At 74.8% G+C, this 18,849-nt stretch carries 18 protein-coding genes; 10 read left to right on the plus strand and 8 right to left on the minus strand.

Annotated features, from left to right (window positions below; translation table 11 throughout):
• Position 1: 1 nt before the first annotated feature.
• The 4 genes from GA0070614_RS23115 to GA0070614_RS23130 form a co-directional block, all read right to left on the minus strand.
• Positions 2 to 1,069, minus strand: coding sequence for an NADH:flavin oxidoreductase/NADH oxidase (locus tag GA0070614_RS23115; protein WP_088977931.1), 1,068 nt, complete (start codon positions 1,067 to 1,069; stop codon positions 2 to 4).
• A 101-nt stretch (positions 1,070 to 1,170) separates the two neighbouring features.
• The gene (locus GA0070614_RS23120; RefSeq protein ID WP_172892618.1) at positions 1,171 to 2,469 is read right to left on the minus strand and encodes a dicarboxylate/amino acid:cation symporter; all 1,299 of its coding nucleotides are present in this window, start codon (positions 2,467 to 2,469) and stop codon (positions 1,171 to 1,173) included.
• 239 nt (positions 2,470 to 2,708) lie between these two features.
• Entirely contained in the window at positions 2,709 to 3,401 is a 693-nt protein-coding gene (locus GA0070614_RS23125; protein WP_088977933.1) for a DUF998 domain-containing protein, read from the minus strand.
• The gene (locus GA0070614_RS23130; protein ID WP_088977934.1) at positions 3,394 to 4,359 is read right to left on the minus strand and encodes a glutathione S-transferase family protein; all 966 of its coding nucleotides are present in this window, start codon (positions 4,357 to 4,359) and stop codon (positions 3,394 to 3,396) included. Before GA0070614_RS23130 ends, GA0070614_RS23125 begins: the two co-directional genes overlap by 8 nt.
• Positions 4,360 to 4,467: 108 nt before the next feature.
• On the opposite strand from GA0070614_RS23130, the gene pcaF reads away from it, so the two are divergent.
• Entirely contained in the window at positions 4,468 to 5,673 is a 1,206-nt protein-coding gene (gene pcaF, locus GA0070614_RS23135; RefSeq protein WP_088977935.1) for a 3-oxoadipyl-CoA thiolase, read from the plus strand.
• Positions 5,674 to 5,751: 78 nt separating this feature from the next.
• Here pcaF and GA0070614_RS23140 read toward each other — a convergent pair whose 3' ends face one another.
• The gene (locus GA0070614_RS23140; RefSeq protein WP_197701350.1) at positions 5,752 to 6,303 is read right to left on the minus strand and encodes a tetratricopeptide repeat protein; all 552 of its coding nucleotides are present in this window, start codon (positions 6,301 to 6,303) and stop codon (positions 5,752 to 5,754) included.
• A 233-nt stretch (positions 6,304 to 6,536) separates the two neighbouring features.
• Between GA0070614_RS23140 and GA0070614_RS23145 the strand changes: the two genes are divergently transcribed.
• From GA0070614_RS23145 to GA0070614_RS23155, 3 genes are all read left to right on the plus strand, one after another.
• On the plus strand, positions 6,537 to 7,352 hold the full coding sequence (locus GA0070614_RS23145) for an SAM-dependent methyltransferase (protein ID WP_088977937.1): 816 nt from the start codon (positions 6,537 to 6,539) through the stop codon (positions 7,350 to 7,352).
• A 6-nt stretch (positions 7,353 to 7,358) separates the two neighbouring features.
• Positions 7,359 to 9,518 carry a putative bifunctional diguanylate cyclase/phosphodiesterase gene (locus GA0070614_RS23150; protein ID WP_088977938.1) on the plus strand — a complete coding sequence of 720 codons (2,160 nt, stop codon included), beginning with the start codon at positions 7,359 to 7,361 and terminating at the stop codon, positions 9,516 to 9,518.
• A gap of 73 nt (positions 9,519 to 9,591) precedes the next feature.
• Positions 9,592 to 10,092 carry a DUF456 domain-containing protein gene (locus tag GA0070614_RS23155; protein WP_088977939.1) on the plus strand — a complete coding sequence of 167 codons (501 nt, stop codon included), beginning with the start codon at positions 9,592 to 9,594 and terminating at the stop codon, positions 10,090 to 10,092.
• 29 nt (positions 10,093 to 10,121) lie between these two features.
• Here the strand turns inward: GA0070614_RS23155 and GA0070614_RS23160 are convergent, their stop codons facing one another.
• On the minus strand, positions 10,122 to 11,102 hold the full coding sequence (locus GA0070614_RS23160) for a helix-turn-helix transcriptional regulator (RefSeq protein WP_088977940.1): 981 nt from the start codon (positions 11,100 to 11,102) through the stop codon (positions 10,122 to 10,124).
• A 119-nt stretch (positions 11,103 to 11,221) separates the two neighbouring features.
• On the opposite strand from GA0070614_RS23160, the gene GA0070614_RS23165 reads away from it, so the two are divergent.
• Both GA0070614_RS23165 and GA0070614_RS23170 read left to right on the plus strand, forming a co-directional pair.
• Positions 11,222 to 11,617, plus strand: a complete 396-nt coding sequence (locus GA0070614_RS23165; protein WP_088977941.1) for a RidA family protein — start codon at positions 11,222 to 11,224, stop codon at positions 11,615 to 11,617.
• Between the two features lie 116 nt (positions 11,618 to 11,733).
• The gene (locus GA0070614_RS23170) at positions 11,734 to 12,480 is read left to right on the plus strand and encodes an MBL fold metallo-hydrolase (RefSeq protein ID WP_088977942.1); all 747 of its coding nucleotides are present in this window, start codon (positions 11,734 to 11,736) and stop codon (positions 12,478 to 12,480) included.
• Between the two features lie 230 nt (positions 12,481 to 12,710).
• On the opposite strand, the gene GA0070614_RS23175 is transcribed toward GA0070614_RS23170, so the two are convergent.
• Positions 12,711 to 13,943, minus strand: a complete 1,233-nt coding sequence (locus tag GA0070614_RS23175; protein ID WP_088977943.1) for a PQQ-dependent sugar dehydrogenase — start codon at positions 13,941 to 13,943, stop codon at positions 12,711 to 12,713.
• 91 nt (positions 13,944 to 14,034) lie between these two features.
• Between GA0070614_RS23175 and GA0070614_RS23180 the strand changes: the two genes are divergently transcribed.
• From GA0070614_RS23180 to GA0070614_RS23190, 3 genes are read left to right on the plus strand one after another with little or no spacing between them, the layout of a single operon-like run.
• Entirely contained in the window at positions 14,035 to 15,399 is a 1,365-nt protein-coding gene (locus GA0070614_RS23180; RefSeq protein ID WP_088977944.1) for a glutamine synthetase family protein, read from the plus strand.
• Positions 15,380 to 16,747: an aldehyde dehydrogenase family protein gene (locus GA0070614_RS23185; protein ID WP_172892489.1), complete on the plus strand. Its 1,368-nt coding sequence runs from the start codon at positions 15,380 to 15,382 to the stop codon at positions 16,745 to 16,747. The genes GA0070614_RS23180 and GA0070614_RS23185 overlap by 20 nt, the downstream gene beginning before the upstream one ends.
• Before the next feature lie 5 nt (positions 16,748 to 16,752).
• The gene (locus GA0070614_RS23190; protein ID WP_088979602.1) at positions 16,753 to 17,520 is read left to right on the plus strand and encodes a 3-oxoacyl-ACP reductase; all 768 of its coding nucleotides are present in this window, start codon (positions 16,753 to 16,755) and stop codon (positions 17,518 to 17,520) included.
• A 5-nt stretch (positions 17,521 to 17,525) separates the two neighbouring features.
• Here the strand turns inward: GA0070614_RS23190 and GA0070614_RS23195 are convergent, their stop codons facing one another.
• Positions 17,526 to 17,975: a hypothetical protein gene (locus GA0070614_RS23195; RefSeq protein ID WP_088977946.1), complete on the minus strand. Its 450-nt coding sequence runs from the start codon at positions 17,973 to 17,975 to the stop codon at positions 17,526 to 17,528.
• Positions 17,976 to 18,252: 277 nt separating this feature from the next.
• Between GA0070614_RS23195 and GA0070614_RS23200 the strand changes: the two genes are divergently transcribed.
• Entirely contained in the window at positions 18,253 to 18,801 is a 549-nt protein-coding gene (locus GA0070614_RS23200; RefSeq protein WP_088977947.1) for a pyridoxamine 5'-phosphate oxidase family protein, read from the plus strand.
• Positions 18,802 to 18,849: the final 48 nt, after the last annotated feature.

Here is an 18,849-nt window from a genome sequence, read left to right on the forward strand (position 1 = left end):
GTCAGGAGGCGCGGGCGTACTGGTCGGGCCAGTGGGGTACGGCGCCCAGCTTGGCGGCGGCGCGGCGGGGCCAGTACGGGTCGCGGAGCAGTTCCCGGCCGAGGAGCACCAGGTCCGCGTCGCCGCCGGCCACGATCTGCTCGGCCTGCTCCGGCTCGACGATGAGGCCCACCGCGCCGGTCGGCACGCCCGCCTCGCGTCGGATCCGGGCCGCCAGGGGCACCTGGTAGCCGGGGCCGACCGGGATCGTCGCCCCGGCGGAGGCGCCGCCGGAGGAGGCGTCGATCAGGTCCACCCCGGCGGCGGCCAGCTCGCCGGCGAGCACCACGCTGTCCTCGACGGTCCAGCCGCCGTCGACCCAGTCGGTGGCCGAGATCCGGGTCAGCACCGGCACCTGCTCGCCGACGGCGGCCCGGACGGCGCGAGCCACCTCCAGGGTGAGGCGCATCCGCGCCGGCCGGTCGCCGCCGTAGCCGTCGGTGCGGTGGTTGGTCAGCGGGGAGAGGAACTCGTGCAGCAGGTAGCCGTGCGCGGCGTGGATCTCCACCACGCGGAAGCCGGCCTCCACCGCCCGGGCGGCGGCGACGGCGAACGCCTCGACCACCGCGGCGATCCCGGCCTCGTCCAGCGCGGCCGGGCGTCGGTGGTCGGGCAGGAACGGTTCGGCGCCGGGGCCGACCGGGGTCCAGCCGCCCTCGGCGTCCGGCACGCCGCCGCGCCGCGCGGCCCACGGCCGGTACGTCGACGCCTTGACGCCCGCGTGCGCGAGCTGCACGCCCGGCACCGCCCCCTGGGCGGCGACGAACGCGGTGACCGGACGCCAGGCGTCGACGTGCGCGCCCGACCAGAGCCCGGTGTCCTGCGGGCTGATCCGTCCCTCGGGGACGACCGCGGTGGCCTCGGTGAGGACCAGGCCGACCCCGCCCACGGCCCGGGAGCCGAGGTGGACGTGGTGCCAGTCGGTGGGCAGCCCGTCGGGCCCGGCGCTGTACTGGCACATCGGGGCGAGGGCGACCCGGTTGGGCAGGGTGACCGCGCGCAGGGCGAGCGGGGTGAACAGGGCACTCATGGGGTGATCCTCCGGTACGTCGGCCGGCTCGGGTCGGTCGGGGCGCGGGACGCCTCCGGGCGCGTCCCCGGTCGGGGGAGACGCACCCGCAGGGGCGGAACTCAGGCGGGCGCCGGGACCGGCTGGTCCTGCCGGACCGGCCGGTCGGCCTCGTCGGCGTCGGTCAGCTCGCGGCTGCCGGCGCTGTCGTACGCGGCCCGGTCGAGGGTGCCCTCGCGGGCGGCGACGATCGTCGGGACGAGGGCCTGCCCGGCCACGTTCGTGGCGGTGCGGACCATGTCCAGGATCGGGTCGATCGCCAGCAGCAGGCCCGCACCGGCCAGCGGCAGGCCCAGCGTGCTCAGGGTCAGGGTGAGCATCACGATCGCGCCGGTCAGGCCGGCGGTGGCGGCCGAGCCGACCACCGAGACGAAGGCGATCAGCAGGTAGTCGGTGACGCCCAGGTCCACCCCGAAGACCTGCGCGACGAAGATCGCCGCCAGGGCCGGGTAGACGGCCGCGCAGCCGTCCATCTTCGTGGTCGCGCCGAACGGCACGGCGAACGCGGCGTACTCGCGGGGGACGCCGAGGCGCTCCACGGAACGCTGGGTCACCGGCATGGTGCCCACCGAGGAGCGGGAGACGAAGGCCAGTTCGATGGCGGGCCAGGCGCCGGCGAAGAAGCGCAGCGGGTTGAGCCGGCCGGCGGCCACCAGCAGCAGCGGGTAGACGACGAAGAGCACGATCGCGCAGCCGACGTAGACGGCGGTGGTGAACTTCGCCAGCGGGGCCAGCAGGTCCCAGCCGTACGAGGCGACGGCGTTGCCGATCAGGCCGAGGGTGCCGATCGGGGCGAGCCGGATCACCCACCACAGCGCCTTCTGCACGATCGCCAGCAGCGACCGGTTGAGCGTCACGAACGGCTCGGCGGCCTCGCCGACCAGCAGCGCGGCGGCGCCGACCACCAGGGCGAGGAAGACGATCTGGAGCACGTTGCCCTCGACGAACGCGCCGACCGGGTTGGTCGGCACGATGCCGGTGAGGAAGTCGGTCCAGGAGCCGGCCTTCTTGGGCGCGGTCGCGGCGGCGGTGTCCAGCGAGACGCCGCGGCCCGGGTCGGTGAGCAGGCCGACGCCGATGCCGACGCTCACCGCGATCAGCGCGGTGACGCCGAACCAGAGCAGCGTCCTCAGCGCCAGCCGGGCGGCGTTGGCCACGCCGCGCAGGCTGACCACGCTGACCACGATGGCGGTGAAGACCAGCGGCGGGACGGCCAGCTTGAGCAGCTGGACGAAGAGGCCGCCGACGGTGTCGAGGGTGGTGGCGAGCCAGCTCAGGTCGTTGGCGCGGGCGAGGAAGCCGAGCGCCACGCCGAGGACGAGGCCGAGCAGGATCTGCACGGAGAAGGGGATCTTGCGCAGGGCGGAAGGCATGTGGGGTCCAGGGTCTGTCAGCGGGCGGAACGGGGCAGCGGTCAGGAGAGCGGCTGCGCCGGACAGATGCCGCTGGCCTGCCGTCGGAGGTCGACGTACAGGCGCACGGTGAGGTGCCAGACGTTGGTCATCGCCTGCCGACGCTACTCCCGGCCCGTCGCCAGGTGGAAGGAGTGATCGGCGTGAGGCTCCTTACGTCGACCGTTCGCGACCCGTCGGCCCGTCCGTCACGTCGGCCCGTCCGTCACGTCGGCCCGTCCGTCACGTCGGCCCGTCCCGCGCGCGTCGGTCCGGCGGGCCAGCCCGAGGACCGAGGCCGTCGCCAGCCCCCAGCCGACCCCGGCCGCCAGCAGCACCCGCTCCAGGCCGCCCACCAGGCTGCCCCGCCCCACCGTCACCAGCCCCACCGCGACCGCGCCGGCCAGCGGCAGGGCCACCGCCGCGCCGCAGCGCGCCACCCGGCGCAGGCCCGGCCCGGCGGACGGGGAACAGGAGATCACCAGCATCGCCAGCACCGTCGCCCCCATCGCCGCGATGCTCGCGCCGCCGTGCACCAGGTCCGCCACGGTCGGCGTCTCGAACGGCGGCAGCGGGCAGCCGTCGCTGCACGTCACCGCCCCCGACAGCGCCGTGCACACCGCGCCGGCGGCGAGCAGCCCGGCCGCCGTCCGCAACGCCGCCGGCAGCGCCACGGCGAGCAGCAGCAGCGCCGCGGCCAGGGCGAAGACCCCGATCCGGTACGTCGGGGCGTACGCGCTGCCGGCGATGCCCGCCTCGCTGACGTACCCGGTCAACCCCGGGCCGGGACCGGCGACCACGGCGACCGTCACCGCGACCGTGCCGGCCAGCACGCAGCCGGCGGCGGCCGACGCGGCGGCGGCCCGGGCGGGCGTCGTGCCGGCGCGGTCGGGCTCAGCCACGTCCGTGCGGCGTGGTCCAGCCGGACAGGTCCGGGCCCAGCGGCACGATCCGGGTCGGGTTGATCGCCTCGTGCGTGCCGTAGTAGTGCCGCTTGATGTGGTCGAAGTCCACCGTCTCACCGAAGCCGGGGGTCTGGAACAGGTCCCGGGCGTACGCCCACAGCACCGGCATCTCGGTCAGCTTCTGCCGGTTGCACTTGAAGTGCCCGTGGTACGCCACGTCGAAGCGGACCAGGGTGGTGAACAGCCGCACGTCCGCCTCGGTGAGGTGCTCGCCCAGCAGGTAACGCTGCCCGGCCAACCGCTGCGACAGCGCGTCCAGCCGCGCGAACAGCGCCGTGTACGCCTCGTCGTACGCCGCCTGGGAGGTGGCGAAGCCGCACCGGTAGACCCCGTTGTTCACGTCGCGGTGGATCTCGGCCATCAGCGCGTCCAGCTCCGGGCGCAGCGCGACCGGGTACAGGTCCGGCGCGTCCGGGGCGTGGAACCGCCGCCACTCGGTGGACAGGTCCAGGGTGAGCTGCGGGTAGTCGTTGGTCACCACCCGCCCGGTCACGGTGTCCACCAGCGCCGGCACGGTCACCCGGCCGGTGTAGTCCGGGTCGGTGGCCAGGTACGCCTCGGAGAGGAAGCCGATGCCGAGCACCGGGTCGAAGCCGTCCGGGTCGAGGGCGAACCGCCAGCCCCGCTCGTCGCGGATCGGGTCGACCGTGCCCAGCGAGATCACCTCCTGCAACCCGAGCAGGTCGCGCACGATCCGCGCCCGGTGCGCCCACGGGCACGCCCGGCACCAGATCAGCCGGTACCGGCCGGCCTCCAGCGGCCAGCGGCCCTGCGCGTCCGGGCCACCGCCCTCCGGCGAGGTGGAGTGCGGGGTGACCCGACCGGTGAAGCGGTTGGGCTGGCGGACGAACTCGCCACCGCCGGCGGTCTCTGCGCTGAACTGGGGCCGGGCCATGCCGCCAACCTATCCGGTCGTCCCGTGGATATCCTGGCGCCGGGCGTCCCCGTGACCCGGACGACGCCGCCACCTCCAGCCCCTTCCCACCCCCGAAGGACAGCGCCGATGACCGTGGCATACCTCGTGGCCGGAGTCCGCACCCCGATCGGCCGGTACGCCGGCGCCCTCGCCGGGGTACGCCCCGACGACCTCGCCGCGCACGTGATCCGGGAACTGGTCGCCCGCCACCCGTCCGTGGACTGGGCCCGCGTCGACGACGTCGTCCTCGGCTGCGCCAACCAGGCCGGGGAGGACAACCGCAACGTGGCCCGGATGGCGGCCCTGCTGGCCGGCCTCCCCGAGGAGGTCCCCGGCAGCACGGTCAACCGGCTCTGCGGCTCCGGCCTGGACGCCCTCGCCAGCGCCGCGCGCGCGGTGGGCGCCGGCGAGGCGGAGCTGATGGTGGCCGGTGGCGTGGAGAGCATGAGCCGGGCGCCGTTCGTGCTGCCGAAGGCCACGTCCGCCTTCTCCCGCGCCGCCGAGGTGTACGACACCACCATCGGCTGGCGGCTGGTCAACCCGCTGATGGAGCAGGGGTGGGGCATCGACTCGATGCCCGAGACGGCCGAGAACGTGGCCGCCGAGTTCGGCGTCGACCGGGCCGCCCAGGACGAGTTCGCCCTGCGCTCCCAGCAGCGGGCCGCCAAGGCGCAGGCCGACGGCCGGCTCGCCGAGGAGATCGTACCGGTGACCGTGCCCGCCGGCCGCCGCGAGACGAAGCTGGTCGAGGTCGACGAGCACCCCCGGGAGACCTCGCTGGAGAAGCTGGCCGCCCTGCCCACCCCGTTCCGCGCGGGCGGGACGGTCACCGCGGGCAACTCCTCCGGCGTCAACGACGGCGCGGTCGCGCTGCTGGTCGCCTCCGAGGCGGCGGTGTCCCGGTACGGGCTCACCCCGCTCGCCCGGATCAGCGGCGCGGCGGCGGCCGGCGTGCCGCCCCGGATCATGGGGATCGGGCCGGTGCCGGCCACTCGCAAGCTGCTCGACCGGCTCGGTGTCGCCCTCGGCGACGTCGACGTGGTCGAGCTGAACGAGGCGTTCGCCGCGCAGGGCATCGCCGTGCTGCGCGAACTGGGCCTGCCGGAGGACGCCGAGCACGTCAACCCCAACGGCGGCGCCATCGCCCTCGGCCACCCGCTCGGCGCCAGCGGCGCCCGGCTGGCGCTCACCGCCGCTCTGGAGCTGCGCCGTCGGGGTGGCCGGCGGGCGCTGGCCACCATGTGCGTCGGCGTCGGGCAGGGCATCTCGCTGATGCTGGAGTCCGCCGGCTGAGGTCGCCGAACCGGGCGCGCGGGTGACCGGCCGACGGCTGAGCCGCCCGCGCGGCCCGGGTGTCGCCGGCCCGCCCGCTCAGGTGGGCCGGCGGGCCAGGTGGCGGTGGCCCCGCGCCGCCCCTTCCGCCAGGAGGAAGGTGTCCTCGACGGTGGCGATGCGCTCCCGCTCGGCGTCCAGCTCCGCGTCGCGCCCCTCGACCACCAGCAACTGCCCGAGCGTCCGGTACGCGTTCGTCCGGTCGCCGGGATCGGCGGGGTCGTCGATGGCCTCGCGCACCACCCGGATCGCCTCATCGATGCGCCGCTGCTCGTACAGCAGCCGGCCCAGGTGGCGGCGGACGTGCCTCTCACCCGCCGCCACCGCCTCCCGGTAGACCTCGATCGCCTCGTCGACGCGCCCGTGCCGGGCCAGCAGCCGACCCAGCGGCGCCAGCGGCCCGCCGGCCGCCCGGTGGACGGCGACCGCCTCGTCGAGCCGTCCGTGCTCGGCCAGCACGTCGGCCAGTCGCATCGTCCGGTAGTGCTCGTCCACACCGCGCGCCGCGCGCAGCAGGGCGACGGCCTCGTCCGGCCGGCCCTGCGCGACGAGCCGATCGACGCGCTCGTCGTCGAAGGCCACGTATTGCATGGCGCAGACCATAGGGCACGGCGGCGAGCCGTCCGCACCGCCGACGGCGGCGGGGAGCCGGTCGATGTCCGCGCGGGGGTGCAAAGTGGATCTCCCATACCGTGGCGGACGCGCATAGAGTGGGCAGCACCACACGATCCGCGGGTCGGCCGGTGTCGCGTCCGCGTGCCGGCGCGCGTCCGGGCACACCGCTGCCCTCCCGCACCGCGGCGACGAAAACTGGGGCGAGGCAGATGCAGATGCCGGACGGACTTCCCGCCGAGATCGACCTGAGCCGGCCGAGCGCGGCCCGGGTCTACGACTACTTCCTCGGCGGCGCGCACAACTTCGAGATCGACCGGCAGTTGGCCGAGCAGATCGCGAGCATGACGCCGAACCTGGCCGCCACCATGCGCGCCGGCCGGGAGTTCCTGCGCCGGGCCGTACGGGTGCTGCTCGACGCCGGCATCGACCAGTTCCTCGACATCGGCTCGGGCATCCCCACCGTCGGCAACGTGCACGAGGTGGCCCAGGCGGCCAACCCCGAGGCGCGGATCGTCTACGTCGACATCGACCCGGTGGCGGTGGCGCACAGCCGGGAACTGCTCGCCGGCAACGAGCGGGCCACCGCGATCCGGGCCGACCTGCGCGAACCGAAGCTGATCCTGGAGCTGGCCCGCTCCAGCGGCCTGATCGACTTCGACCGGCCGGTCGGCATCCTGCTCGCCGGGGTGGTCCACTTCATCCCCGACGTCGACCGCCCGGGCGACATCCTGGCCGCCCTGCGGGCCGCCGCCGTGCCCGGCAGCTTCCTGGTGGTCTCCCACTCCACCTTCGAGGACCAGCCGCAGGAGATGCTCGACGCGCAGCGGCTCTCGGCGCGTACCGACACCGAGATCACGCTCCGCTCGCGGGCCGAGATCACCGGCTTCTTCGGTGACTGGACGCTGCTGGAGCCGGGCGTGGTGCACATGCCGCTGTGGCGGCCGGACTCGCCCGCCGACGTGGACGAGCGCCCCGAGCGGTTCGGGGCGTTCGGCGGCGTCGCCCGGTACGACCACGCCGGCTGAGCCGACATGTCCGCCGTCCCGGATCCCGGCGGGGGCGACTTCAGCCGGCCGGGCGCCCAGGGTTACGCCGCCGAGTGGGCCCGGGCGGCACGCCGGCTCGGTTTCGTGCCGCTGAGCGCGGACGAGACCGAGCGGCTGCTGCTCGTGCACACCGTACGGCTGGCCCGGGCCCTGCTGGCCGAGGAGTTCTCCGCCGCCCCGGCGGAGGACGTGGGCCGGGCCCTGGTCGAGGCGCACCTCACCGAGCCGCGGATGCTGGACTGGTCGCTGCGCGCCCTCGGCGACCGGTTCCTGGCCCGGGTGCTGCCGGCCCGGGCCGACCTGCCCGACGCCGCCGCCCGGGTGGCGGCGATGCAGGGGGCGCTGGCCGCCGGTTTCGCCCGGGCCCTGCGCGACCGGACGTTCACCCAGCAGGAGCGGATCGCCCGCTCGGCCTGGCAGGCCCGCGACGCCGTGGAGCGGGCGTTGCGCGACAGCGAGGCCCGGTTCCGGGCGGTCTTCACCGGCGCGGCCATCGGGATCGGCATCGCCGGCATCGACGGGCGGATCATCGACGTCAACCAGTCCTTCGCCGACATGCTCGGCTACTCCATCGAGGAGCTGCGGCAGACCAACGTGGCGTCGCTGTTCCACGCCGACGACGCCGCCGGCATGTGGGAGCTGTACCAGGAACTGATCGAGGGCAAGCACGACAGCGCCCGGGTGGAGAAGCGCTACTACCGCAAGGACGGCAGCGTCGTCTGGACCGACCTGGCCGTCTCGCTGATCCGGCACGACGACGGCCGGCCCCGGTTCACCGTCGCGATGATCGAGGACATCACCGAGCGGTACGAACTCCAGCAGCGGCTGCGCTTCCAGGCGTTGCACGACCCGCTGACCGGCCTGCCCAACCGCACGCTCTTCTTCGAGACGCTGGGTCGGTTGTTCCACGAGGCCGGCCCCGACCAGCGGATCGGGGTCTGCTTCCTCGACCTGGACGGCTTCAAGGCGGTCAACGACAGCCTCGGGCACGACCTGGGGGACCGGCTGCTGGTCACCATCGCCCGCCGGCTGGCCGACTGCGTCGCCGGGCAGGGCCACCTGGTCGCCCGGATGGGCGGCGACGAGTTCGTCATCCTGGTCGACTCGGCGGAGGGGATCGACGACGCCGTCGGGGTGGCCGAGCTGGCCCTGGCGGCCGTCTCCGCGCCGGTGCTCATCGGTGAACAGCAGCTCGCCGTCTCGGCCAGCGTCGGCGTGGTGGACTGCCCGGCGGCGGAGACCAGCCCCTCCGAGCTGATGAAGGCCGCCGACACCACCCTCTACTGGGCCAAGGCGGAGGGCCGCGGCCGCTGGGCGGTGTACGACCCGGAGCGCAGCGCCGCCGACATCGCCCGCTCGGCGCTCGCCGCCGGCCTGCCGGCCGCCCTGGACCGGGGCGAGTTCGTGCTGCACTACCAGCCCATCGTCGCGCTGCTCGACGGGCGGATGCAGGCCGTGGAGGCGCTGGTCCGCTGGCGGCACCCCGAACTCGGCCTGGTCGGCCCGGACCGGTTCATCGGGCTGGCCGAGGAGACCGGGCTGATCGTCCGGCTCGGCGAGTGGGTGCTCGGCCAGGCCTGCCGGGACGCCCGCGCCTGGCACCGGGAGTTCCCCGAGCAGCGGCTGGTGGTCAGCGTGAACCTGGCCGCCCGGCAGGCCGACGACCCGGCCATCGTGGACACCGTGGCGGACGTGCTGCGGCGGACCGGTCTCCCCGCCGAGCTGCTGCAACTGGAGCTGACCGAGAGCGCGGTGATGGGCACCGCCGGGGAGCCGCTGCGCTCGCTGCACCGGCTGGCCGACCTCGGCGTACGGCTGGCCATCGACGACTTCGGCACCGGGTACTCGAACCTGGCGTACCTGCGCCGGCTGCCGATCCACTGCCTGAAGCTGGCCGGGCCGTTCGTGGAGGGGATCCGGACCGACGGCGACGACACCGCCGACCACCGCGACGAGCGGATCGTCGACGCGCTGGTGCGGCTGGCGCACGCGCTGGAGCTGTGGGTCACCGCCGAGGCGGTGGAGACCGGCGCGCAGGCCGAGCGGCTGCGGTCGCTGCGCTGCGACACCGGCCAGGGACGCTGGTTCGGCCCACCCGTGCCGGCCGAGCAGATCACCGCCCGGCTGCGCGGCGGGGCGGCGTGACCGGGGTACGGTTCGCGCTGGGCGGGCGACGGACGGCGTACCCCCGCGGCGCGCGACGGGCGGAGGTGGCCGGGTGGACCTGACGGACTCGCAGGCCGTGGTGTCGGTGGTGGCGGCCCTGGCGATCCTGGCCGGGCTGGCCGGGGTGGTGGTGCCCGGCCTGCCGGCGCTGCCGCTGTGCTGGGGCGGGGTGCTGATCTGGGCGGTCTTCGGCGACGCCGGACCCGGCCGCTGGGCGGTGCTGGCGGCGGCGACCGTGGTGGTGGCCGGCGGCACCGTGGTCAAGTACGCCTGGCCGGGGCGGAACCTGAAGCGCACCGGGGTGCCGACGTCGTCGCTGCTCGCCGGTGGGCTGCTGGGGCTGGTCGGGTTCTTCGTGATCCCGGTGGTCGGCCTGGTGCTCGGCTTCGTCGGCGGGGTGTGGGGCGCCGAGCGGCTGCGGCTGGGCAGCAACCAGCTCGCCTGGCCGGCGACCGTGCAGGCGCTCAAGGCCGCCGGCCTGTCCATGCTGGTCGAGCTGCTGGCCGGCCTGGTCGTCGCCGCGCTCTGGGTGGCCGGGCTGCTGTTCGCCTGACCCCTGCCGCCGCCCGCCACCGTCGGTGGCTAGTGCTCCGACGTCACGTCGTAGCGGGCGGCGATCGCGGCGGCGCGGTCGTGCAGGGCGGTGCGCAACCACTGCGGGGTCAGGGCTTCCGCGTTCGTGGCGAGCTGCCACAGCGCCCACTCGGCATGTCGTGGATCCTGGAAGGTCACCTCCAGCCGTAGCCAGCCGTCGGCGTCGGGTTCTTCGGCGTGGACGGCCACCGCGGTGGCCACCAGGTCCTCCCGCCGTGCCGGGTGCACCCGTACCACCACGGTGACCAGGTCGCCGCCGGTCCGGAACCGTGTGCTGCGTTCCTGCCAGGCCCGGTCCAGGTCGACCCGGTCCGGTCGCTGCGCGGGTTCGGCGAGTTCGTCGGCGGCCAGGATCCGGGACAGCCGGTAGGTGCGGTCCGCGCCGGACCTGGTGGCCAGCAGGTAGCCCTGCTCGCGTACGGTGACCAGGCCGATCGGGTCCACCGTGCGCCACCTCGGGGGCTGGCCCGCCGCCGCGTAGTGGATGCGCAGCCTGTGTCCGGCGAACACCGCGCGCCGAACCTCGGCGACGATGCTGTCGGGAACCTCGTCCGTGACCAGCCGGCGTGACAGCAGGTCGGTCTCCGGGTCGATGAGCAGCCGTTGGGTCGCGCCGGTCGCGGTGTCCCGATAGCTCTCGGGGAGCGCGTCGACCACCTTGAGCATGGCCGAGGCGAGCGCCGAGCCGAGACCGAACACCTGCGCGCCGCGCCGCGATCCGGCGACCAGCAGGGCGAGCGCCTCGTCGTGGTTCAGTCCGGTGAGCTCGGTCTGGAAACCGGGCAACAACGCGAAGCCGCCGTGCCGGCCGCGTTCGGCGTACACCGGGACGCCGGCCGCGGACAGCGCCTCGATGTCGCGCAGCACGGTGCGGGTGGACACCTCCAGTTCGCGGGCCAACGTGGCCGCGGACAACCGACCGCGCTGGCGCAGCAACAGCACCAGCGAGACCAACCGGTCGGCCCGCATGCGAGAACTATGCCAGCCGATACACGACACAGGGTGTCGTGTATCGGCTGAGAGGCTCACCGGCGCGTGGGTGCGCGTCCGGCGTGCCCACACCCTCGACGATTGGAGTGGACGTGGCAATGGAGCGATCGGCGGTCAACCCGTGGACGTGGTCGGTGGAGTTGGGCTACAACCAGGGTGAGGTCGTCTCCGGGCACACCCGGACGCTGTACTGCGCCGGACAGACCGCGATGGGCGGCGACGGCAAGCCCCGGCATGCCGGTGACATGGCGGCGCAGGTGGCGTTGAGCCTCGACAACCTGGAGGCCGTGCTCGACGAGGCCGGCATGTCCCTCGCGAACCTCGTCCGGCTCACCGTCTACACCACCGACGTCGACCGGCTCTTCGAGCACTACGGCGTGCTGGCGTCGAGGCTGGGCGCGGCCGGGGTGGCCCCGGCCACCACGATGCTCGGGGTGACCCGGCTGGCGATCCCCACCCTGATGGTCGAACTCGAGGGGACCGCCGTCGCGTGATGCGGCCCCGCCGCCCCCTGCTCGGCGCGCCGGCGGCGACGTCCGCGGAGCCGACTGCCCGGGTGCGGAACCCGGCGCGGCTGCGGCGCGCGTTCGCGCGGCACTAGGGTCGGCCCATGCGGATCACCGTCCTGGGTGGACTCGGTGCGTGGCCCACCGCCGGGCAGGGGTGCGGCGGCTTCCTCGTGGAGCACGACGGCTTCCGCCTGCTGGTCGACCCCGGTTACGCGACGCTCCCGCCGCTGCTGTCCCGGCTGCCCGCCGCCGCGGTCGACGCGGCCTACGTCAGTCACGGCCATCCCGACCACTGCGCCGACCTGCAACCACTGCTGCGCGCCCGGATCCTGGCCGACCGCTCGGGCCCGGCCCTGCCGGTGCACGCGCCGGCCGGCAGCCTCGACCGGCTGCTCGCGATCGACGAGCCGGGCCTGCTCGACGGCGCGTACCTGCTGCGCGAGTTCACCCCCGGGGACCGGTTCGCGCTGGGCCCGTTCACGGTGCGCACCTGGGCGCTGCCGCACTGGGTGGCGAACGCCGGGGCCCGGTTCGAGACCGGTGGGGCGACGCTCGCCTACACCGGGGACACCGGCGCCAGCCCGGACCTGGTGGACCTGGCCCGCGACGCCGACCTGCTGATCGCCGACGCCACCTACGTCGACGCGATCCCGGAACGGCACGCCGGCAACCTGTCCAGCGCCGCCGAGGTCGGCCGGTACGCCGCCGTGGCGTCCGTCCGGCGGGTGCTGCTGACCCACCTGTGGCCCGGCACCGAGGCGTCGTCGGCCGTCGCGGCGGCCCGCCGGGCGTACGACGGTCGGGTCGAGGTGGCGGAGCCGGGCCTGGTCGTCGACTGCCCGTCCTGACCCGGGGGCGGCACGGCGGAGGAGGCGGCGGCGAGGGGCGTCCGTCGGGCACGGCGGGTCGCCGTACGTGAGAGAGAGGTGGACGCCCCGCGCCGCCGCGCGGACCGGACGTTGCCGAGCGCCCGGTCCTCAGTCCCGTCGCGATCGGGCCTGGTCACAGGCTCAAGCATGCGGTCGGGGCGGGTCCGGCGGCAACGCGATTTCGGTCCGTGCCCGGTGGGGCGCGCCGGTCACGGCCGGGTGGGGCGGGTGGCCGGCGTCGGCTGCCCCGCGCCGGTGAAGCGGAGGATCCGGTCGTCGTCGGGCGCCGGGGTGCCGCGACCGTCGCGGTTGCTGGTGGCCACCCAGAGTGCGCCGTCCGGGGCCCGCTCGACGGTCCGCAGACGGCCGTAGCGTCCCAGCAGTTCGGCGACGGGGGTGCCGGGCCGGCCGGCGGCGTCGAGCGGCACGGCCCACAGCCGCGCGCCGCGCAGGGCCGCGACGAAGAGGGTGCCGCCGGCGATGGTGGCACCGCTCGGTGACGCCTCCGCCGGGCGCCACACGAGCACCGGGTCGCGGAACCGGGGATCGCCGCCGGGACCCTCGACGACCGGCCAGCCGTAGTTGCCGCCCGGGACGATCAGGTTCACCTCGTCCCAGGTGCTCTGGCCGAACTCGGTGGCGAACAGCCGCCCCCACCCGTCCCAGGCGAGACCCTGCACGTTGCGGTGGCCGGAGCTGTAGACCGGCGACCCGGGGAACGGGTTGTCCGCCGGCACGGCGCCGTCCGGCCGGATCCGCAGGATCTTGCCGTTGCGGCTGGCCGGATCCTGCGCGGCGGCGGGCACACCCACGTCGCCGATGCCGGCGTAGAGCATCCCGTCGGGGCCGAACGCGATCCGGCCACCGGCGTGGAAGGCCGCCCGGGGCACGCCGCTGAGGACGACCTGCGCCGCGTGCGGCGCGTGCAGCGGGAAGCGGACGATCCGGATGTCGGCGGCGGTGGTGAAGCAGACGTAGACCAGCCGGTCCCGGCGGAACGTGGGGGAGACGGCCAGGCCGAGCAGCCCCGCCTCCCCGCCGGCGACCACTCCGGCGATCCGGGCGACCTGCCGTGGCGGTCGGCCCGGCCGGACCCGCAGCACCGTGCCCCGGTCGCGCTGGGCGACCAGCGCGCTGCCGTCGGGGAGGAAGCCGAGCCCCCAGGGGGCCGCCAGGCCGGTGGCGACGACCTGTGGCCGGGTGAAGTCGAACCCGGCGGCGGCCGGCGGCCCGACCGGCGGCGGCTGCCCGACGTCGGCGGCCGGCGGCGCGAGCGGCGTGGTCGCCGGTGGCGCGAGCGGTGCGGCGGCCGGCTGCCCGACCAGTGTGGTCGCCGGTGGCGCGAGCGGTCGGCCCCGGGGCTGCTCACCCGCCACCGCCTCGGCGGTGCCCGGCAGGAGGGCGAGAACGGTGACGACGACCGGGACGACACGACGACGCATCTGGACTCCTCCGCTGCGGTTGCCGCCGCCCCCGGCGGGGCATTGACGGTGATCCGGTTTGCCAGTAGACCTTGGTGATGGAGACCCGCTGATGAGCAGAACGCCGTTGACGCTGGAACAGTTGCGGGTCGCCGTCGCCGAGGGCGAGATCGACACCGTGGTGCTCGCCCTGGTCGACATGCAGGGCCGCCTGCAGGGCAAGCGGTTCCACGCCCCCTACTTCCTCGACCAGGTGGTCGCGCACGGCAGCGAGGGCTGCAACTACCTGCTCGCCGTCGACGTGGACATGAACACCGTCGACGGGTACGCGATGTCGAGCTGGGAACGCGGGTACGGCGACTTCGCGATGCGCCCCGACCTGACCACCCTGCGCCGGGTGCCCTGGCAGCCGGGGACGGCCCTGCTCCTGGCCGACCTGGAGTGGCTGGACGAATCCGGGCCGGTGGTCGCCTCGCCCCGGCAGATCCTGCGCCGGCAGCTCGACCGGCTGGCCGCCCACGGGCTGACCGCGTACGCCGGCACGGAGCTGGAGTTCGTCCTCTACCGCGACTCGTACGAGGACGCCTGGCGGCGCGGCTACCGCGATCTCACCCCGGCCAACCAGTACAACGTCGACTACTCGCTGCTCGGCACGGCCCGGGTGGAGCCGCTGCTGCGCCGCATCCGCACCGAGATGGCCGGCGCCGGGCTCACCCCGGAGAGCGCCAAGGGGGAGTGCAACCTCGGCCAGCACGAGATCGCCTTCCGCTACGACGCGGCGGTCACCTGCGCCGACCACCACGTCATCTACAAGAACGGGGCCAAGGAGATCGCCGCCCAGGAGGGCATGTCGATCACCTTCATGGCCAAGCCGAACGCCCGCGAGGGCAACTCCTGCCACATCCACTTCTCGCTGCGGGACGCCTCCGGGTCCTCGGCGATGCTCGGCGACGGGCCAGCGCACCTGTCGGTCACCGGGCAGCGGGTGCTCGCCGGGCTGCTGGACACGATGCGCGAGCTGAGCCTCTTCTTCGCCCCGAACGTCAACTCCTACAAGCGCTACCAGCCCGGCTCGTTCGCCCCGACGGCGCTGCGCTGGGGCGTGGACAACCGCACCTGCGCGCTGCGGGTGGTCGGGCACGGACAGGGCATGCGGGTGGAGAACCGGGTGCCCGGGGCGGACGTCAACCCGTACCTGGCGATCGCCGCGCTGGTGGCGGGCGCGGTGCACGGCATCGAGCGGGAGCTGGAGCTGGGCCCGGAGTGCACCGGCAACGCGTACGACGACGCGTCGGCGCAGCGGGTGCCGGGCACCCTGCGCGACGCCCTCACCCTCTGGGAGGGCTCCGCCGTGGCCCGCGACGCCTTCGGTGACGAGGTGGTCGCCCACTACGCCAACCAGGCGCGGGTCGAGCTGGCCGCCTTCGACGCCGCCGTGACGGACTGGGAGCTGATCCGTGGCTTCGAACGTCTCTGAGGTGGTCGACCCGTCGACCGGCACGGTCGTCGCCCAGGTGCCGGCGAGCAGCGAGGCCGACACCGACGCCGCGATCGCGCGGGCCGCCGCCGCGTACGAGTCGTGGCGGGCCGTCGCGCCGGGGGACCGGGCGCGACTGCTGCGGCGGTTCGCCGCCGTGGTGGACGCCCACGTCGAGGAGCTGGCCCGGCTGGAGGTGCGCAACGCCGGACACACCATCGGCAACGCCCGCTGGGAGGCGGGCAACGTCCGCGACGTGCTCGACTACTACGCGGGCGCCCCCGAGCGGCTGACCGGCCGGCAGATCCCCGTCCCCGGTGGCCTGGACGTCACCTTCCACGAGCCGCTCGGCGTGGTCGGGGTGATCGTGCCGTGGAACTTCCCGATGCCCATCGCCGGCTGGGGGTTCGCCCCGGCCCTCGCCGCCGGCAACACGGTGGTCCTCAAGCCCGCCGAGCTGACCCCGCTGACCGCGCTGCGCCTGGCCGAGCTGGCGCGGGAGGCGGGCCTGCCGGAAGGCGTGTTCACCGTGCTGCCCGGCCGGGGCGACGTGGTGGGGGAGCGGTTCGTCACCCATCCCGCCGTACGCAAGGTCTGCTTCACCGGCTCCACCGAGGTCGGCACCCGGATCATGGCCGGCTGCGCGGCGCAGGTGAAGCGGGTCACCCTGGAGCTGGGCGGCAAGTCCGCCAACCTGGTCTTCGCCGACGCCGACCTGGAGCGGGCGGCGGCCACCGCGCCGTCCGCCGTCTTCGACAACGCCGGCCAGGACTGCTGCGCCCGCTCCCGGATCCTGGTCCAGCGCCCGGTGTACGACCGCTTCCTGGAACTGCTCGAACCGGCGGTGCGCGGCTTCCGGGTGGAGGACCCGGCCGCCGAGAGCGCCGAGATGGGCCCGCTGATCTCCGCCGCCCACCGGGACCGGGTCGCCGGGTACGTCGACGGCGCGCGGGTCGCGTTCACCGGCGCCCGCCCCGACGGCCCCGGCTTCTGGCACGCCCCGACGGTGCTGCTCGCCGACTCGCCGGCGGACCGGCACTGGCGTGAGGAGATCTTCGGCCCGGTGGTGTCGGTGCTGCCGTTCGACGACGAGGCCGACGCGATCCGGCTGGCCAACGACACCGAGTACGGGCTCTCCGGCTCGATCTGGACCCGGGACGTCGGCCGGGCGGTGCGGGTGGCCCGGGCGGTCGAGTCGGGCAACCTCAGCGTCAACTCGCACTCCTCGGTGCGCTACTGGACGCCCTTCGGCGGCATGAAGCGTTCCGGACTCGGCCGCGAGCTGGGCCCGGACGCCCTGCACGCCTTCACCGACGTCAAGAACGTCTTCATCGGCACCGAGGAGTGAGCGTCATGCAGGGTCGTCTGACGGACCGGGTCGCCGTGGTGACCGGGGCGGGCAGCGGGATCGGGCTGGCCACCGTGCGGCGCTTCGCCGCCGAGGGGGCGCGGGTGGTCTGCGTCGACATCGACGCCGAGGCCGGCGAGCGGGCCGCCGCGGAGGTCGGCGGCGACTTCGTCGCCTGCGACGTGGCGGACGAGACCTCCGTGCGCGACCTCTTCGACGGGGTGGTCGAGCGGCACGGCCGGGTCGACGTGTCGTTCCACAACGCCGGCATCTCCCCGCCGGAGGACGACTCCATCCTGGAGACCGGCCTGGACGCCTGGGAGCGGGTGCTGCGGGTCAACACCACGAGCGTCTACCTCTGCTGCAAGCACGTCATCCCGCACATGCGCCGGCAGGGGAAGGGCTCGATCGTCAACACCGCGTCGTTCGTGGCGCTGATGGGCGCGGCGACGTCGCAGATCGCGTACACGGCGAGCAAGGGCGGGGTGCTGGCGATGACCCGGGAGCTGGGCGTGCAGTTCGCCCGGGAGGGGATCCGGGTCAACGCGCTCTGTCCCGGCCCGGTCGCCACCCCGCTGCTGCTGGAGCTCTTCGCCGCCGACCCGGAGCGGGCGGCCCGCCGGCTGGTGCACGTGCCGATGGGGCGGTTCGGGGAGCCGGCGGAGATCGCCGCCGCGGTGGCCTTCCTGGCCAGCGACGACTCGTCCTTCATGACCGCCGCGCAGTTCGTGGTGGACGGCGGCATCACCGGCGCGTACGTCACCCCGCTGTGAGTCGCTCAGCCCTTCGGGAAGACCCGCTGGGTGGTGGTCCAGCAGGCAAAGCCGACGGGTTGGCGACCCGTCTTCTCCTCGACCACCCGGTCGTCCGCGACGATCCGGCAGGTGGCGGTGGCGCCGTCGACGGGTTGGACGTACAGCCAGAGCTGGCCGTCGCCGGGCTGGAGGGTCACCTCCGTGCTCCAGGGGGCGGCGACTCCGTCGGTGAGGGTGCCGCCCAGGGTGTGGGTGCGATGGTCGTCGTTCGGTGTCCTCCAGCTGACGGCCTGCACCCGGCCGGAGTCGGCGGTCACCTCCAGGCGCACCCGCCGCGCCGGCGTTGCCGCGTCGTCGTCGGCGGTGGCGCGCAGGGCCAGCCAGGCGCCGCCGCCCGCGAGGACGAGAGCGACCACGAGGGTCGGGAGCAGCCAGCGCCGGCGGCGGGTTCGGGTGTCGTCGACAACGATCACGGCGGCAGCGTAGGGCAGCGCGCCGCGTCCGTCCGCCCCGTGCGGCGGGTACGGCGGTGCCGGTGACGCTGGTGGCCGTGCGGCGCCGGGCGGACGCGTCGGAGGCGGGGGTGGCCCGGCGCCGTCCGGGTGGGTCGAGGACCGGGACGGCGTCTCCCGCCTGAGTGCGCGGCGGCACCCGGGGTGGGCCGGAGTCGGGCCGCCCCGTCCCCACCGCTTGTCCCGCCTGACGGAAAGGGGTGTCCCACTCTTCGGTGTTCGGTGCGAGGATCCGGACATGAAGGTCCATCCCCAGATCGACGATCGGCTGCGCGAGTGGATCGAGGAGCAGCCGGTCTTCTTCGTGGCCTCCGCCCCCTCCGGGCCGCACGGGCACGTCAACGTCTCGCCCCGGGGCATGCGGGGCACCTTCGCCGTCCTCGGCCCGCTGCGGGTCGCCTGGCTGGACTACCACGGCAGCGGCGCGGAGACCATCGCCCACCTGCGGGACAACGGCCGGGTCACGGTGATGTTCTGCGCCTTCACCGGCCCGCCCACGGTGGTCCGCCTGCACGGGCGGGGAGTCGCCACGCCGCTCACCGACCCCGGCTTCCGGCCCCTGCTCGCCCACTTCCCCGACCCGCCGGACCTGCACGGGGTCCGCGCGGTGATCACCGTCGAGGTCGAGCGGGTCAGCGACTCCTGTGGCTACTCGGTGCCGCTGATGGACTACCGCGGTGACCGCGACCTGCTGCTGCGGTGGGGCGCCCGCAAGACCGACGAGGACCTGGCCGAGTACCGCGCCCGCAAGAACGCCACCAGCATCGACGGCCTGCCCGCTTTCTGACCGATCCCCCGGCACGCCCCTCCCGACGAGCGTCGACGCGCCGGTGAC

The organism is Micromonospora coxensis, from assembly GCF_900090295.1.
In the GTDB taxonomy this organism is placed as follows: Bacteria; Actinomycetota; Actinomycetes; order Mycobacteriales; family Micromonosporaceae; genus Micromonospora; species Micromonospora coxensis.